Source organism: Nocardiopsis sp. NPDC101807 (genome assembly GCF_044766605.1).
GTDB classification, from domain to species: domain Bacteria; phylum Actinomycetota; class Actinomycetes; order Streptosporangiales; family Streptosporangiaceae; genus Nocardiopsis; species Nocardiopsis tropica.
Genome location: NZ_JBIWMK010000006.1, coordinates 309,090 through 323,829, shown reverse-complemented (window position 1 = coordinate 323,829; position 14,740 = coordinate 309,090). Strand labels below are relative to the sequence as shown.

At 67.3% G+C, this 14,740-nt stretch carries 18 protein-coding genes and 1 pseudogene; 8 read left to right on the top strand and 11 right to left on the bottom strand.

What is annotated here, in order from left to right:
- Window positions 1-118 precede the first annotated feature (118 nt).
- The 3 genes from ACIRPH_RS20300 to ACIRPH_RS20290 are packed head-to-tail and all read left to right on the top strand — an operon-like array spanning window position 119 to window position 1,806.
- Window positions 119-856 (top strand): DUF5919 domain-containing protein, encoded by a 738-nt coding sequence (locus tag ACIRPH_RS20300; protein ID WP_402916526.1) that lies wholly within the window; start codon window positions 119-121, stop codon window positions 854-856.
- Window positions 849-1,349, top strand: a complete 501-nt coding sequence (locus ACIRPH_RS20295; protein ID WP_402916524.1) for a Clp protease N-terminal domain-containing protein — start codon at window positions 849-851, stop codon at window positions 1,347-1,349. Before ACIRPH_RS20300 ends, ACIRPH_RS20295 begins: the two co-directional genes overlap by 8 nt.
- Complete coding sequence (locus ACIRPH_RS20290; RefSeq protein ID WP_402916522.1) at window positions 1,333-1,806, top strand: NUDIX hydrolase; 474 nt, start codon at window positions 1,333-1,335, stop codon at window positions 1,804-1,806. The genes ACIRPH_RS20295 and ACIRPH_RS20290 overlap by 17 nt, the downstream gene beginning before the upstream one ends.
- 4 nt (window positions 1,807-1,810) lie before the next feature.
- Here the strand turns inward: ACIRPH_RS20290 and ACIRPH_RS20285 are convergent, their stop codons facing one another.
- From ACIRPH_RS20285 to ACIRPH_RS20275, 3 genes are all read right to left on the bottom strand, one after another.
- Window positions 1,811-2,293, bottom strand: coding sequence for an HD domain-containing protein (locus ACIRPH_RS20285; protein WP_402916911.1), 483 nt, complete (start codon window positions 2,291-2,293; stop codon window positions 1,811-1,813).
- A 79-nt stretch (window positions 2,294-2,372) separates the two neighbouring features.
- Complete coding sequence (locus ACIRPH_RS20280; RefSeq protein WP_402916520.1) at window positions 2,373-2,858, bottom strand: GntR family transcriptional regulator; 486 nt, start codon at window positions 2,856-2,858, stop codon at window positions 2,373-2,375.
- Window positions 2,859-3,109: 251 nt separating this feature from the next.
- On the bottom strand, window positions 3,110-3,307 hold the full coding sequence (locus ACIRPH_RS20275) for a BldC family transcriptional regulator (RefSeq protein WP_402916909.1): 198 nt from the start codon (window positions 3,305-3,307) through the stop codon (window positions 3,110-3,112).
- 973 nt (window positions 3,308-4,280) lie between these two features.
- Between ACIRPH_RS20275 and ACIRPH_RS20270 the strand changes: the two genes are divergently transcribed.
- On the top strand, window positions 4,281-5,018 hold the full coding sequence (locus tag ACIRPH_RS20270) for an XRE family transcriptional regulator (protein WP_402916518.1): 738 nt from the start codon (window positions 4,281-4,283) through the stop codon (window positions 5,016-5,018).
- Window positions 5,019-5,039: 21 nt separating this feature from the next.
- On the opposite strand, the gene ACIRPH_RS20265 is transcribed toward ACIRPH_RS20270, so the two are convergent.
- The 5 genes and pseudogenes from ACIRPH_RS20265 to ACIRPH_RS20245 form a co-directional block, all read right to left on the bottom strand.
- Entirely contained in the window at window positions 5,040-5,663 is a 624-nt protein-coding gene (locus ACIRPH_RS20265) for a hypothetical protein (protein WP_402916516.1), read from the bottom strand.
- Window positions 5,664-5,694: 31 nt separating this feature from the next.
- The gene (locus ACIRPH_RS20260) at window positions 5,695-6,609 is read right to left on the bottom strand and encodes a hypothetical protein (RefSeq protein ID WP_402916514.1); all 915 of its coding nucleotides are present in this window, start codon (window positions 6,607-6,609) and stop codon (window positions 5,695-5,697) included.
- Between the two features lie 737 nt (window positions 6,610-7,346).
- On the bottom strand, window positions 7,347-7,514 hold the full coding sequence (locus ACIRPH_RS20255; protein WP_402916512.1) for a hypothetical protein: 168 nt from the start codon (window positions 7,512-7,514) through the stop codon (window positions 7,347-7,349).
- 173 nt (window positions 7,515-7,687) lie between these two features.
- Window positions 7,688-7,921, bottom strand: a pseudogene (locus tag ACIRPH_RS20250) (adenylate cyclase); the annotation flags it as partial.
- A 174-nt stretch (window positions 7,922-8,095) separates the two neighbouring features.
- Entirely contained in the window at window positions 8,096-8,641 is a 546-nt protein-coding gene (locus ACIRPH_RS20245; protein ID WP_402916510.1) for an NUDIX hydrolase, read from the bottom strand.
- 494 nt (window positions 8,642-9,135) lie between these two features.
- Between ACIRPH_RS20245 and ACIRPH_RS20240 the strand changes: the two genes are divergently transcribed.
- From ACIRPH_RS20240 to ACIRPH_RS20230, 3 genes are all read left to right on the top strand, one after another.
- Window positions 9,136-9,366 carry a hypothetical protein gene (locus tag ACIRPH_RS20240; RefSeq protein WP_402916509.1) on the top strand — a complete coding sequence of 77 codons (231 nt, stop codon included), beginning with the start codon at window positions 9,136-9,138 and terminating at the stop codon, window positions 9,364-9,366.
- Window positions 9,367-9,436: 70 nt separating this feature from the next.
- Window positions 9,437-9,661 (top strand): hypothetical protein, encoded by a 225-nt coding sequence (locus tag ACIRPH_RS20235; protein WP_402916507.1) that lies wholly within the window; start codon window positions 9,437-9,439, stop codon window positions 9,659-9,661.
- A gap of 405 nt (window positions 9,662-10,066) precedes the next feature.
- Entirely contained in the window at window positions 10,067-10,843 is a 777-nt protein-coding gene (locus ACIRPH_RS20230) for a methyltransferase (RefSeq protein WP_402916505.1), read from the top strand.
- A gap of 34 nt (window positions 10,844-10,877) precedes the next feature.
- Here the strand turns inward: ACIRPH_RS20230 and ACIRPH_RS20225 are convergent, their stop codons facing one another.
- A complete protein-coding gene (locus ACIRPH_RS20225; protein ID WP_402916504.1) occupies window positions 10,878-11,477 on the bottom strand; it encodes a class I SAM-dependent methyltransferase in 600 nt (199 codons plus the stop codon).
- Window positions 11,478-11,874: 397 nt separating this feature from the next.
- Between ACIRPH_RS20225 and ACIRPH_RS20220 the strand changes: the two genes are divergently transcribed.
- Entirely contained in the window at window positions 11,875-12,696 is an 822-nt protein-coding gene (locus ACIRPH_RS20220; RefSeq protein ID WP_402916503.1) for an SAM-dependent methyltransferase, read from the top strand.
- A 96-nt stretch (window positions 12,697-12,792) separates the two neighbouring features.
- On the opposite strand, the gene ACIRPH_RS20215 is transcribed toward ACIRPH_RS20220, so the two are convergent.
- Together ACIRPH_RS20215 and ACIRPH_RS20210 are read right to left on the bottom strand one after the other, a co-directional pair.
- Window positions 12,793-13,638, bottom strand: coding sequence for an ABC transporter permease (locus ACIRPH_RS20215; protein ID WP_402916502.1), 846 nt, complete (start codon window positions 13,636-13,638; stop codon window positions 12,793-12,795).
- Window positions 13,635-14,657: an ATP-binding cassette domain-containing protein gene (locus ACIRPH_RS20210; protein ID WP_402916500.1), complete on the bottom strand. Its 1,023-nt coding sequence runs from the start codon at window positions 14,655-14,657 to the stop codon at window positions 13,635-13,637. Before ACIRPH_RS20210 ends, ACIRPH_RS20215 begins: the two co-directional genes overlap by 4 nt.
- Between the last annotated feature and the right edge of the window lie 83 nt (window positions 14,658-14,740).

Genomic DNA, 14,740 nt, shown 5'->3' with positions numbered 1-14,740 from the left:
CTCGGTACGGTCCCACTGTGGCCCGCAGGGCCGGGACGAGATCACTACATGGCTGGACGTGTTCAGGACGTCTCGATAATGTGAGCGCGTCCCCAGACATCCTGCGAACCTGAGGTACATGCCGAACGAGAGGTTGCGAGCCGCGCTGCTCCAGCGGGGGGTCACCCCGGCCCATGTGGCCGACGAGGTCGGCGTGGACGCCAAGAGCGTGGAGCGCTGGATCACGCAGGGGCGCACCCCCTACCGTCGTCACCGCTACGCGGTCGCGGCTTTCCTCGGCGTGGAGGAGACCTACATCTGGCCGGAGGCGCTCAGCCCGGACCAGAGCAAGGCCGCTTCACAGAGCGAGATCGTGGAGATCTACCCGCACCGGTGGAGCGTCCCGCAGGACCTGTGGAAGCGCGTCTTCGAGAACGCCCAGCAGAAGATCTCGATCCTGGTCTTCAGCGGGTTCTTCCTGGCGGACGACCCCAGCATGATCAAGCTGCTGGCGGACAAGGCCAGGGCCGGCGTGCGGGTGCGCTTCCTGCTGGGGGACCCCGAGAGCGAAGCGGTCACCCAGCGCGGTCAGGACGAGGGCATTGACGAGCTCCTGGCCGCGAAGATCCGGAACGTGATCCTGCTGTACCGGTCGCTGCGCGCCGTCGAGGGCACCGAGTTCCGCCTCCACGGGACGACCCTGTACAACTCGCTCTACCGTGCGGACGACCAGCTGATCGTCAACACGCACGTGTACGGCGCGATGGCGTCCGAGGCCCCGGTCTTCCACCTGCGCAAGATCCCCGGCGGGACCCTGTTCGGCACCTACCTGGAGAGCTACGAGAAGGTATGGGCCCAAGCATCCCCTCTTGAGTGACCCAGGAGCCCTGACCATGTTCGAGCTGTTCACCGAACAGGCGAAGGACGTCACCGTCCTGGCGCGCGAAGAGGCCATGGAACTCAGGCGCAACCACATCGGCACCGAGCACCTTTTGCTCGGACTGCTGAAGCAGGGGACGGGGATCGCGGCCGGCGTCCTGGGAAGCCTGGGCCTGGACCACGGAACCGTCCGGGCCGAGGTGGTCAGGACCGGCGGTCGTGGACGATGGCGTTTCCGGACCTACCTGCCCTTCTCCCCGGACGCCAGGAAGGCCCTGGAACAGACGCTGTACGAGTCGTTGCAGGTGCAGCACGACTTCATCGACACGGAGCACCTGTTGCTCGGTCTGCTCCACGAGGACCACGGCACGGCGCTTCCCGTGTTGCGCGGTCTCGGCGTTTCCCCGGAGCTGGTCCGTGAGCGGGTGCACGGAGTATGGGCCCATCTATCGAAGCAGATCCAGGAGCAGGCACATGGGCAAGCGGATTGACTACTACGACGACCCCGAGGCCCCGGCGGCGAACAGCCTCGTCCCGTCGGTGAACGTGTTCGTGGTCAACGAGCGCGACGAGGTGCTGATGATCCGCCGCACCGACAACGACAACTGGGCGGTGCCCGGAGGCGCGTTGGACCTGGGCGAGTCCGTGCCCGAGGCCGCGGTGAGGGAGACGCTGGAGGAGACCGGGATCCACTGCAAGATCACCGGCATCATCGGCATCTACAGCGACCCCAAGCACATCATCTACTACACCAGCGACGGCGAAGCGCGGCAGGAGTTCTCCCTGGTGTTCGCGGCGCGCCCGCTCTCCGGTGAGCCCACACCGAGCGATGAGTCCAAGGAAGTCGTCTGGGTGCCCAAGCACGAACTGGCCGGTTACCGGATGGACCGGTCCATGCGGCTGCGCGTCGAGCACTTCCTCGCCGGAGGCCCGACCCACATCGGGTGAGCGATCAGCCGACTTCGGCCAGGCGCCGTTCCACGGATCGCACCGACGTCGTCAGCAGCGGTGAGGAGCGGGTGATGGACCGGTGGACCAGGTCCTCGGGGGCGTAGCGCTCCAGGATCTCTGACAGTCGGCGCTCTACAGGCAGGTGTGTGCCGTCCGGGCCGGTGGTCATGTCCGAGTAGGTGAGGGCGTCCAACAGGTCATCCGGTGGAGCGGCGAACTCGTCCTTGAGGAGAGCCAGCAGTCCGCGTTCCTCGGCTTCCACCACGGCGCAGGAGTGATAGGCGACCAGGGAGACCAGGGATTCGTCTGTCTCCTGGATGCGGCGCAGGTACCGGGCGCCGTCGAGGGGATGGAAGCCCGTCGTCGCCAGTTCCGGGGAGTACCCGATGTCGTGCAGCCAGGCGGAGGCCTCGACCAGGTCGGCGTCATCACCGAGCACCGGACGCAGGGAGCGCGCCTGTTCGGCTACCCCTTGGGAGTGCAGCCAGCGACGGGGAAGCGGCCCTTCGAGCAGTTCTCGCGCGAGATCCCGCGCCCAGTGAACATGTCCCACATGTACCAGGCTAGCTTGTGGGCGTTTCGGGCCCTTGGACGAACCGGCCCTTGCCGTGGACGGCGATGACGAGCCCGGTCCCCTCCAACTCGGAGAGGGCTTGACGGGCTGTCCCCCGGGAGACGTCGTACTGGCGGACGAGGGCGGCCTCACTGGGCAGGGCGTCCCCGGGGACGAGGTCACCGCCGGCAATCTTTTCCCGCAGTTCGGCGGCGATGCGCCGGTACTGGGAGAGAGTGGGCCCGTTCCCAGAAGCACTCTCCCGTTCCTCTGTGGTGCACACGACGCGGCCGGTCCCCGGGACGGCCCTGATCAGCCGTTCCGACTCCAGTTCGGCCAGGGCCCGGCGCACGGTGGTGCGGGCGACGCCGAACTCCCTACCAAGAGCGGCCTCGGAGGGGAGCCCGTCACCCGGGGCCAGGTCCCCGCTGGTGATGCGGGAGCGCAGGGCATCCGCGATCTGGTGGTACGTCCCCCACGGGGTGCGCGGACTCAAGCGTGTTCCTCCAGCATGGACTCGGGCGAGTGACCACGTACATGGTTCACAGGGAGCTTTCTGATCTGCCTGCATGCATGCAAGCAAGCTTTCTTGCATGCATGCAAGCTTCTAGAAGTACTAGCAGCCAGCTAGCACCCACTTGGTGCCGACCAAGCCCACGAGTCGTACGACACTTGCAGGCGACCGGACCGCGCGGCCGAAGGCACGCAGATGCGAAGGCTTCGACCGCGCGGGAAGTAGTTCAGGGATCAGCTGGGATTGTTGACGGTGGTCCTGCCGTGGTCGAGCAGGGCGCGGACCTCGTTCTCGCGGTAGCGATGATGTCCGCCTGGAGTGAGTACCGAGGTCAACCTCCCCAGCCGACCCCATTTACGGACCGTTTTGGGGTCCACCCGGAACATCCGGGCAACTTCTCCCGGGGTAAGCAACTCGTCAGCTGTGGACATCAGTGGCGGCGGCTCGCTCACGTGCTCTCACCATCCTTGGAAAGCTTGGTGTCTCTGGTCTGGGCCGAGCGGGTACGACGTATGTTCTGTTCGTTCTGCCAGCTCAGATAGCAGCCTTGCTGCTCCACAGCCGCCTCCTCCTCAGCGGTCAGAGGGGCGTCATCGGGGCTGCTCACAACGACCTCCGAGGAGTCGGAACTGCGGGTTGAGCTCTTCCCCGGGTGTGTAGCCGTTCCTCCAGCAGGGCCGGCGTGGGTTCAACCTCGGTGCGCCAAAGCGAGGTGCGTGAGTGGGCGGTGGCGACCCAGAACGACCCCGTCCACGCGATCTGGTGGGTACGGCCCCAGGTCTGTTTCAACCGCGCCAAAGTCAACCCCGGGGGCTCCCAGTGCTCGCCCTTGAGGTCCTGGTGGTCACCTTCGTGTCCTCGTTCCAGGAGACAGGTGCGGCGGCATCCGGATTCGTCCAGGCGGCTCTCTGAACACAGGGGCGGCATCACCAGGCCACCCCCACGCCACGCAGACCCTCCAGGACCGCGCTCAACACACCCCCGGTCGGAACCGATGGGAGTGGTGAGGGCGGGTTGCTGTAGGCCCGCACCCTGGAGGCCCGATGAGGGCGACGGTGGCGCAACGTCTCTGTGGTCAGGAAGCGGACGGCCAGCAGGGTCGAGGGGTTCAGGTAGCTCGCGCTCATGGCGCCGCAGCTTCCGTCACGGGCCTCTTCGCGAGCCTGTCGATCCGATGCCCTGTCGGTCCGCGTGTCCAAAGGTGTGGGATCAGGTTCCGCATGTTCCTCCCCGCTCAGATCGTGTGAGGCTCACGGCGACATCGCGGGATGCGCCGGAGCCCTCGTACATGCGGAAACGATGCTCTGAGTGAGCGGACATGTGTACCACGTATCGGACGACTTTAGGGACGTCTAGGGACGTCTTCTGTTATCGTCGGGTTCCCGCACTCCGGAGGGCACTCCCGTGAACGCTGCACTGCGTAAGGCACTGGCCGCAGCCCAACTCACCGAGACCGACGTGGCCGCACACCTCGGCGTGGATCCTAAGACCGTCCGCCGCTGGCTCTCCGGCCAACGGCCCTACCCCCGACACCGCTGGGCACTGGCTGATCTCCTCCAGGCTGACGCAGATGACCTTTGGACGCAGAACAGCCAGGAGGACGAAGCACGCACACCCGCGTCCGATCACGTCCAACGTGTCTACGCACACCGATGGCAAGTACCTCGCGAAGTGTGGTGGGACCTTTTCAACTCAGCAGAACAAGAGATCGGCATCCTGGTCTACAGCGGTCTATTCCTCGCCGACGACGCGGGGATACTGGGGCTCTTGGAAGCACGGGCAAAGAAGGGCGTCAGTGTCCGCATCTTGCTCGGAGATTCAGAGTCCCAGACGGTGAGACGACGAGGTGAGGAGGAGGGCATCGGAGAAACAATGGCTGCCAGGGCGAACAACGCCCTGCTGCTCTTCCGCACGCTGCTCAGTATCGACGGGGTGGAGATTCGCACCCACTCCACCATCCTCCACAACTCTCTCTATCTCACCGAGAAGAAATTAATGGTGAATCATCACGCCTACGGAATTCCTGCCGCAAAATCACCCATATTTGAAATAAACAGGACAAACCAAGGAATGGATTTCACCTACCGAAGAAGCTTCTCCCTGGCGTGGCAAGAAGCTATTCCGACCCCTGAGCAGCCTTGAAACCTATCGCCTGTTTTTGGTTCAATCCCGCGACTGCGATTCAGGTTTAATAGATCCATCTTGGTTTCTCTCGATCCTTCTAATCCTTGGCATTCTGCTTGCCGTCTTTCTTGCAGGGGAAGCCTTAATAGTTTCCAGATGGGTAATCTTATGCAGAACCCAGACGAGGCGAATCATTTGGAGTGCAATGAGAAAAATCGAGGAAACCGCAAACCAGCGCGCAGGGTTATCCGAATAAACGCCACCGGAATCGTAAATCTTGGCAGCTATGATTACAAAGGCACTCACCCAAGGCAGTGAAAGCGCAGCAACCCACAGTTGAATAATCTTAGCCCCGGTCGCACTCTCTCTAATTCTAGCCACATAAGTACTACCAGAAGCAAGGAAGATAGAGAAGGAGACTGCGCTAAATCCAGCAAATATAGTGGCGAGCTGGAGCATATCAGTGTAGAGATTCTGCCTAACAGCAAGATCGAGTCTACCCAAACTGTCCATCTTACTGCCATCAGGAATGAGATATACCACCGAAGCGCAGAACATCACTGAAAAAACTAGATCGAGCCACCACCAATCAAAAAACTTATCCCAAACCAGTTGCAATTTATTAAGAAGAGCCTGCCACCGGTGCCTCCATAAGTGACTCATGTGAACCACCCTACTCCCGGCCTACGACAGTCTAGGGTTCCCCAACCGTCCGCAATGCAGACCTAATGTCATCTAGAGCAGCGTCGTAGGCTCTATACATCGCTTGTGACACGGACTGCTCCGTGGGTTGCCCAGTTTCCGAGTCAGCGTCTACATCAACAGATATAGCTACTGACTCATTCAAAAAGTCAAAGCTCTGCATCCTGTGGTTCTCTATATCCTTATATGCTATTTTTGCGCGCTCCACATAACTAAATGATCCAAATTCAACAAGGCGCCTAATCTCCTCATGCATAGATTCTGATTGTTCTACGGATTCTTTCGGCTTCATTTTTAGGAGCATATAAAAACCAACGGATCCCAAATTCGAGTTTAGAGCCCTTAGCTGTCCCCTGATCGTAGAATTTTCAGGGAACACCTCAGACACTACTTCGGGACCAACTTCAATTTCCACCCTGGTTAGAGTGTCAATACTACTCAAAACTCGAAGATAGTTGCTATCAACCAAGGGGGCGAGCTCGAAACCCGCACCCTCATACAGAATCTTATTCAAATACTCTCTAATCGAAGCGACACTAGGGGCGGAGCCGCTATTTCTCATCACCCCCATGACGTTCCTCGGAAAAATAGAGAAGAAGGTCGGTTCAGCAAGATTTTCTTCATCGTCCAACAAGAGAGGACGGTAGTTTCTTTTTCGCTCAATCCGAATCTTCGGATTTCGAGTAATTCGGTCGAGCGCGACCACCGGCACACCCGAGAAAAGCTGGAAAGCTTCTTGAGGAACGTGCGACGACCCAAGAAGTTCCATAGTTCGCGTACTTACATAAGCTTCGCTTTCCGGAAGGTTTTCGATTAAGTCCATCAACTCCTCGAAATTTATATCTTCCGGAAGCCTCTCCCTTTCATGGTTCATGATTTCATAGAACCTAACCGTTCTTTCAGTCATTTCGGGCACCTCTTCACTGCCGAGTTGGGCTGTATCGGATCAAGGCGCCGGCGCGGGCGCCGTCGCAGCGGCCTTCGGCCGTCGCTCGGGCTGCGGGCTGACGCCCGGTCCCGAGCGCAGCCGCTGGCCGTTCTGTTAGAAGCTTGACGCGTTCCTGCGACGAACGGTTGCGCTTTCCCGGAAATCGACCGATCGCGAATCAGAACCACTGCATCAGCACTGGTCACCGATGGTGAGCAATCGGTCAAGGACTGGTGGTACCAAGGGGCTCGCGCCCCCTGGACCCCCCGAGCCCGCACGGAACCTGGCGCGACATCGGACGTGCGGAAGTGCAGACCGAGCGCGCCAGAACCCGCACGGGACCGAAACCGTGGTTAAGCATCGCTGGGGTCACTGGGGAAGTGGCGCGCGTAGACGGAAGCGTGACAGCCCAGTGGGCGCACCTGTCAGCCCATCCGTGGCAGAACAGCCGTGCCCGCTGCATGCCCGTTCGGAGGGAACCAGACGGGGACTTAGGGTCACTCAGGCGGCAAACGCTCCTGAATCAGCAGGTCACCGGTCCGCAGATCAGCTGGTTTCCACGACCTCGAATTCCCAAGCTGATAGCGCGGGTTCGATTCCCGTCATCCGCTCCAGTACGAGAACGGCCAGGTCGCTCGGTGAGAACCGAACACCTGGCCGTTCCGCTTTCCCGGGTCGGGACCCGGCGTCCGTGCCACACACGTGCCACACGCCCGTCAGGGCGCTGCTGCGGTGACCGCCGGAGGGTCGTCGCCGTCCCGGTCCCGCCGCTTGGCCCGCAGCTCCTCGGCGGCCCTCTCCCCCAGCCGGTCCGCGATCTCGCGTTCGCGTTCGTCCCGCGCGTGGAGGTAGATCATCGCGGCCCGCGTGCTGGAGTGCCCCATCCGCCGCATCAGCTCCCGGACGGAGGCCCCTGCCTCGGCCGGGTGGGCCCCTGCCTTGTCTTCCTGACCCGCGCACGAAACCCCCGATACGAAACCGCAAGGCCCCCAACGCCTTGCGTAAGGCTGTGATTCGCCCGCGCCGTGCGGAACGAGGACGGACCACAGCCGCAGGCTCATTCCGTCTCGAAACGCAGGTCGGTGATGGTGGACAGGTCGATGCCGTGGCGGGCGTAGACCTTGGTGGTGTTCTCCCCGGTCAGGTCCGCCTCGGCGTAGCCGAGCAGGGCCGCGACGCGCACCACCTCGGAACGGCTGCCGGCCTCGATCTCCAGGTAGGCGGGGATGCGGGGCCAGGTGTCGATCTCCAGTTGGGCGCCGTCCAGGATGAAGCTGTGGCGACGGTTCTCGGGCTGGGACGCGCCGAGGCCGGTCTGCGCACCGACCTGGCCATGGCCTACACCGCCCACGGCGACCTCACCCAGGCCCGGAGACAGGCACGACGCGCCGTCGAGCTGTCGAAGCGTTCCGGTTCGGTCCGCCAACGCGCCCGTCTGGCCCGGCTACTGGAACCTCGGGCTCTGTCAGGAGGCGAGCAGGTGGAGTAAGGCGATGAGGGTGCCTGAACTCTGCACGCGCCCCTCAGCGATCAGGGCGCGGGTCTTGGCCAGGGGGACCCACTCGTAGACGCCCTCGTCGAACTCGGTCGGGTCCGCGACGAGTTCGGCGTCGCGCCCGACGAAGACGTGGTGGGGGCTGCGTACCGTGCCGATCATCGGCTCGAACGTGGCCACGTGCTCCACCGAGCCGACCCGGTGCCCGGTCTCCTCCAGAGCCTCGCGAACGGCGGTCCGTTCCGGTGTCTCCTCGGGGTCCAGGAGTCCGCCGGGCAGCTCCCAGCCCCATACGTCGGGCACGAACCGGTGCCGGTAGCTCATCAGCACGTGCTCTTCGGTGCGGTCCAGGATCGCGATCACCGCGGCCGAGGGCAGGGTCACGGTGTGGTGCTCGAACCTGTTCCCAGAGGGTGTGGTGATGTCGGCCTTGCCCAGCCGCACCCACGGGTTGTCGTACAGGGTGCGCTCACCGTGCACCACCCACCGGCCCTCACCGTCCTCGCCACCGCTCATGACCCGAAACTACCGCGAAGGCCTCCACGCCTCCTCAGGGCTACCCCGGTCACAAGGCATCGTTCTCACTCCGGATCCCCGGTGACCTGGCCTCTCGCGTTTCCGAGGGTCTGTAGGCACCGCGTGCCCGCTACGTGCCCTTGGCGCCCACAAGTTGAGGGCCTCCTCCCCGCCCGGGGAGTCCAGGGCCGGGACGATGAACGGGGAGGCCGGAAAACCCTGTCGGGGCCTGCGCAAGGGCGTCCGACCGTCCTTCCCCTCACCGGCGGCCCGGGCGTCGTGGTCCCGGGATCCCGCACGAAACGCCGACCACCTCGATGGCACCGGTGGCGGTGTCCGTGCGTCGAAGGGACACCGGGCGGACGCACACCCCGTGGTCGGCGGCGACCTGTTCGGTCTCCCCGCACGCCAGGGGTTGCGCGGGCCGCTCGGCCCGGATGGACTTACCGGTGGGCGTCGGCACCGGCCCGCCTCGCGAAGGAGTCCGAGACGATATGAGCGCCGCACCGAACCCGGAGAGGTTCTTCCTCCCCCTGGTCGCCGTCATGTTCACGCTGATGTCGGCGATCTCGTTGCCGCTCGTACTCCTGACGAGTTGGCCCGCGTGGCTCGCGGCCCTCGTCGGGAGCGGCGCCAGCGGTCTGGTGAGCCCCTTCCTCGTCAGATGGATCCTCGACCGGCGCGAACGCGTCCGGAGCCGCCCCTCCTCGAGCGCCGGGGAATAACCCCTGTGCACGGCGACGACGCTCGTCGACCACGCACCCCCAAGGATCCGGGGCGGGAGGCCTCGACCGGATGAGCACTCCTACGCCTCCGGCCCGTCGGCCGGTCGTCTTCACCGCCCTCCTCACCGGGGTCGGAGCGCAATGGGTGGTGCTGGAATGGCTGACCGAAGGGCGTGTCAGCGGTATGGCGCCGGCCGTGACCGTGTTCTGGTCGGCGCTTCTGACCAGGGCCGTCAGAACGTACAGGCAGGAACGCCGCGACCACTTCGCACGTCATCCGCCTCGCGGGGCCTGACCGAGCAGGAATCGGCCATGGCGGTGAGGTCCTCGTCGCGGACGTGGGCGACGCGTAGCCGCACCGGCGCCCACGGGCAGGACCACGAACCCGGCCACCAGGTCGCGTCGCGCACCCACGCTTCCCACGATCCCGCCCCGGGGCCATCGCCCCAGTTCAGAGGCGCTTCCTGAGGTTCGGGAGGCGCCGTCCCCGGTCGACTCCGGCATCGACGTCTACTCTGTCCTTGATTTCGGAGAGTGCTCACACGATCCGGTGCCGTGACACGGCGCCTCTCCGTGGGGCGCTTCGCGGACCGTCGCGCCCACGCATCCGTCCACGCCCCTCCCCCGCCGGCCCGGGGGACGTCCGGCGGGCGGCGGCCCCTGCGGCAGGCGTTCCCCGACCAGGAGACGAGGCGGCACCATGCACGAGCGCGTCGAGCAGTCGAACACCGGCGGCACCGCACCTCCCCCCGGGCGCGGGGGCGCCGCGGGCCGGACCCCGGACCCGTCCGCCGTCGTCGCCGGGAGCACGCTCCTGGTCGAGCGGGCGCTCTCGGAGGGCCGGAGGAACTTCGACGCCCTCGGCCGTTCCTGGGACCTGCTGCCCGGGGTGTTCTCGCCCGCGCTCACCTCCAGCACCGGGTTCTACACCCGCCACCTCCCCTTCCCGCAGGGGGGCCGCTTCCTGGAGATCGGCTGCGGCGCCGGGGTGACCGCCGTGCAGGCCGCGCTCTCCGGGTGCGCCGAGGTGACCGCGGTCGACATCGGTCCCGCCGCCGCCGCGAACACCGCCCGCAACGCCCGGCGGCACGGTGTCTCCTCCCGGGTCCGGGTCGTGGTCGGCGACGTGTTCGACGCCGTCTCCGACACCGGGTACGACCTCGTCTTCTGGGCCATCCCCTACGTCGCCGTGCCCGAGGACTACGAACACCCCTGCGACCTGACCCGCGCGGTGTTCGACGCCGGCCACCACTGCTGCCGCGCCTACCTCGCCGGCGCGCGCACCGTCCTCGCCCCCCGGGGCAGGCTGTTCCTGGGGTTCGGGGACATCGGCTACCGCGACACGATGGAGGACCTCGCGGCCGCCCACGGCTGGCGGCCCGAGCTCCTGGCCGCCGAACGGGCCGAACCCGACCACCACATCGAGCACCAGATGTTCGAGCTGCACGACACCACCCGCGCGGCGGGGGCCGTCTGACCGGGCTCCGGCTACCGGCCCCCCGGGGGGCGCGTCACCCGGCCGTGCGGCGGAACCGGTACCACTGAGGCGAGGTACGGTCCATCGGCCATCCCAGGCCGGCGGTGTCCGCGTCCTCGGCGGCGAGGAGCTCCCACCCCGGGAACGCCGCCTCGACGTCCGCCCGCGAGACGCCCTCGACGAGCCGGCTGTACCGCGACGGTCCGAATGCGAGCAACAGCAGGACGGCCCCCGGTGCGGCGAGCGCCGTCACGCCCCGTCCCTCCGCGGCCCGCTGGTCCGCGTCGAGTCCCTGGAAGCAGCCGACGTCGAGGAAGAGGTCGAACGCGCCCAGGCCGACCGCCTCCAGGGCGGTCGCGTCGCCCACGGCGTAGGAGACGTCCGCGGGGCCCTTGCGCCGGGCCGCCGCGATCGCCGCCGGAACGATGTCGACGCCCACCGCCTCCCACCCGCGCCGGGCGAGCTCGGGGGTGAACTGCCCGCGTCCGCAGCCGATGTCCAGCGCCCGCCCGGGACCGGTCGGGCACTCCCGCGCCTCCCGGTCGAGCAGGGGGCCGAGCTGGGCCCCGCCCGCGGCGCCGTAGCGCTCCCAGGGCGTGAGGCCGAGACGATACATCCACGCGTATTTCGTCATGGCCCCAACGTAGGCCGGTCCTCCGGAGCGGTCGGACCGCCCCCTGGAATCGCCTCCGGCGCAGCGGATCCGCGCCTTCCGGGGTCCGGGTCCCGCCGCCGGGAGCGGCGGATCCGACCGTTCCGGCGGCGGCGCGGGCGAGGCCGCCGTTCCCCTGCCGGGGCCGCCGCGCCCGGTCCGGGCAGGAGAGTCGGCGGCCGGTCTCCGGGGCCGGACAACGACCGCGCCCCGCGGGCCCGGCTCCGCCTTCCCCTGCGCCTCCGGGCGCCCGCCGGTTGCGCCGCGTCGTCTATGGTGGGCGCGAGTAGATCCCTGACGAGACAGGGGTTCCGGGCGCGCCAGCGCCGGATCCCCCGCTCTGCGGCGTGAACCCCCTTGCAGCGAGGTAGAGACCCCTATGACCGACAACTCGTCCCCGTCCACCCCCGAGAGCTCCGGCCGGCCGCCGCAGATCGACACCACGCGGACCCACTCGGCCCGCATCTGGAACTACTGGATGGGCGGCAAGGACAACTACCCCGTCGACCGCGAGGCGGGCGACGCGGTGGCCGAGTTCTTCCCGGAGATCAGGGACCTGGCCCGCACGAGCCGGGACTTCCTGATCCGCGTGGTCACCCACCTGGCGGGGGAGGCGGGGATCCGCCAGTTCCTCGACATCGGCACGGGGATGCCGACCGCAAACAACACCCACGAGGTCGCCCAGGCCGTCGCCCCGGAGTCCCGCGTGGTCTACGTGGACAACGACCCCCTCGTGCTCGCGCACGCGCGGGCGCTCCTCGTCGGCACGCCGGAGGGGGCCACCGACTACATCGACGCCGACCTGCGCGATCCCGACAGGATCCTCGAGCAGGCCGCGCAGACCCTCGACTTCGACAAGCCCGTCGCGCTCATGCTCATGGGCATCCTGGGCCACGTGCCCGAGGACGAGATCACGCCGATCGTGCGCCGTCTCATGGACGCCCTGCCGCCGGGGAGCTACCTGGCGAGCTACGACGGCTCCAACACCAGCGAGGCCTACAACCAGGCCATCGAGGTGGGGAACAAGCAGGGCGACGTCCCCTACATCCTGCGCAGCCCGGAGGTGATCGCCGCCCGCTTCGAGGGCCTGGAGCTGTTGGAGCCCGGCGTGGTCCCGTGCCCCCTGTGGCGTCCCGGCCCCATCGAGGTCGGCACCCGCCGCGGCATGGACCAGTACGGCGGGGTGGCGCGCAAGCCCTGACGCCGGGACGGCGGTACCCGGGGACGCCCTCCCGGCCGGGCCGGTGCGGTGCTCCCCGGGTCGGGGCGGGGGCGCCGCCCCGACCCGGGCGGCGCGCTAGTCGGGGCGGGCGAAGCGGCGCGCCCCGACGAGCAGGAACACCGCGCCGAAGGCGGTCAGCGCCATCAGCTCCCCGGAGACCGGCGGCCGCACGCCCCACAGTTCCAGGCCGCGGAACATCCCGTCGGCGGCCCCGGCCGGCAGGTGGGCGGCGAGCACGCGCCTGGCCGCGTCGACCGCGTAGGTCAGGGGGTTGAGGGCGGTGAGCCCGACGAGCCAGGACGGCAGCCCGTTGAGCGGGAAGAACGCCCCCGACAGGAACACCAGGGGTCCCAGGAGCAGGCCCGTGGCGGCCTGGAAGCTCTTGGGGCTGGGCACGCAGACCGCCAGCAGCGCCCCGAGGCAGGTCATGGCGAACGACGCCAGCGCCAGCACCGCGACGAACCCGGCGAAGAGGAGCGGGTCGTAGGGCACGCCCGCGAGTCCGGCGAAGAGGAGCAGGATCCCGCCGTGGCACGTGGCGATGGCGGTGCCCGCCAGGACCTTGCCGAGCAGCAGCGACTCCCGGCGCACGGGCGCCACCAGCATCTCCCGCAGGAAGCCGAACTCCCGGTCCCACAGGATGGAGGCGCCGGTGGCGAACGCCGGCGGCTGGATGGCCATCACGAGGACGCCGGGGAAGAGGAACGTCACGTAGCCGACGCCGGAGCCGTCCTCGGGGACCACCGTCCCCAGCCCCACGCCCAGGGCGACGAGGATCAGCAGGGGTTGCAGCAGGCTGATGACGAGGTGCATCCGCTCGCGCTGGAACGTGATCATCTCGCGCTTCCACACCGCGGCCACGGCGCGCCCCTCGGAGGCCAGGCGCGCGGTCGGCGGGGGGGCCGCCGGGGCGGGGCTCACGCGTCTCCCCCCTCGGCGGGCTCCGAACCGATGCTGCGGCCCGTGTAGTGCAGGAACACGTCGTCCAGGGTGGGCCGGACCAGGGACACCGACGTGACGGAGCCGCCGAGGGCCGCCATGACCGCCGGGAGCACGGCCGCCCCGTCCTCGACGCGCACGACCAGGGCGCCGTCCTCCACGGCGGGGCTCAGCCCCAGGGAGTCGGCCAGCCGCCGCGAGCACTGCTCGGGGTCGGAGGCGACCAGCACGATGCGGTCGCGGCCGATCCGCGAGCGGAGCTCGGCGGGGGTGCCGAGGGCCACGACCCGTCCGCGGTCCATGATGGCGAGCCGGTCGCAGTTGTCGGCCTCGGACAGCTGGTGGGTGGTGAGCAGGACGGTGGCCCCCGTCTCGCTCCGCATCCGGTGGACGTGGCGCCAGACCTCGGCCCGGCTGTGCGGGTCGAGGCCGACCGTGGGCTCGTCCAGGAAGAGCACGTGGGGGCGGTGCAGCAGGCCGCGGGCGATCTCCAGGCGGCGCTTCATCCCGCCGGAGAGCGTGCGGACCAGGCTGCGCCGCCGGTCGAGCAGGTCGGCCAGGGTCAGCATGGCCGCGACGCGCTCGCGCACGTGGCGGCGGGGGACCCCGTAGAGGGCGGCGTGGATGGCCAGGTTCTCCTCCGACGTCAGCTTGTCGTCCAGGGTGGAGCCCTGGAAGACCACGCCGATGGACCTGCGGACGGCGTCGGGCGAGACGCGGACGTCGTGCCCGGCCACCCACAGCCCGCCGCTGGTGGGCCGGGTGAGCGCGCAGAGCATCGAGATGGTGGTGGACTTGCCCGCCCCGTTGGGTCCCAGGAACCCGAAGATCTCCCCGGGGTGCACGAGGAGGTCGAGTCCCCGGACCGCTTCCACCCCCGGGTAGGTCTTGACCAGCGCCTCTGTTCTGATGGCCGCGGGAGGCGAGGATTCGGTCCGATCCCCCGCGTCCTTTGAGGACGTCACTTCGAGCGGAACTCGGGCCTGTGTTCCTGGTTCCATTTCGCTCCTCATGGGGGCAAAACCATCCGGCTTGGGGGCCAGGCCGGGTCATCCCGCCTCCCCGGCGTTTTTCCGGAGGGGGG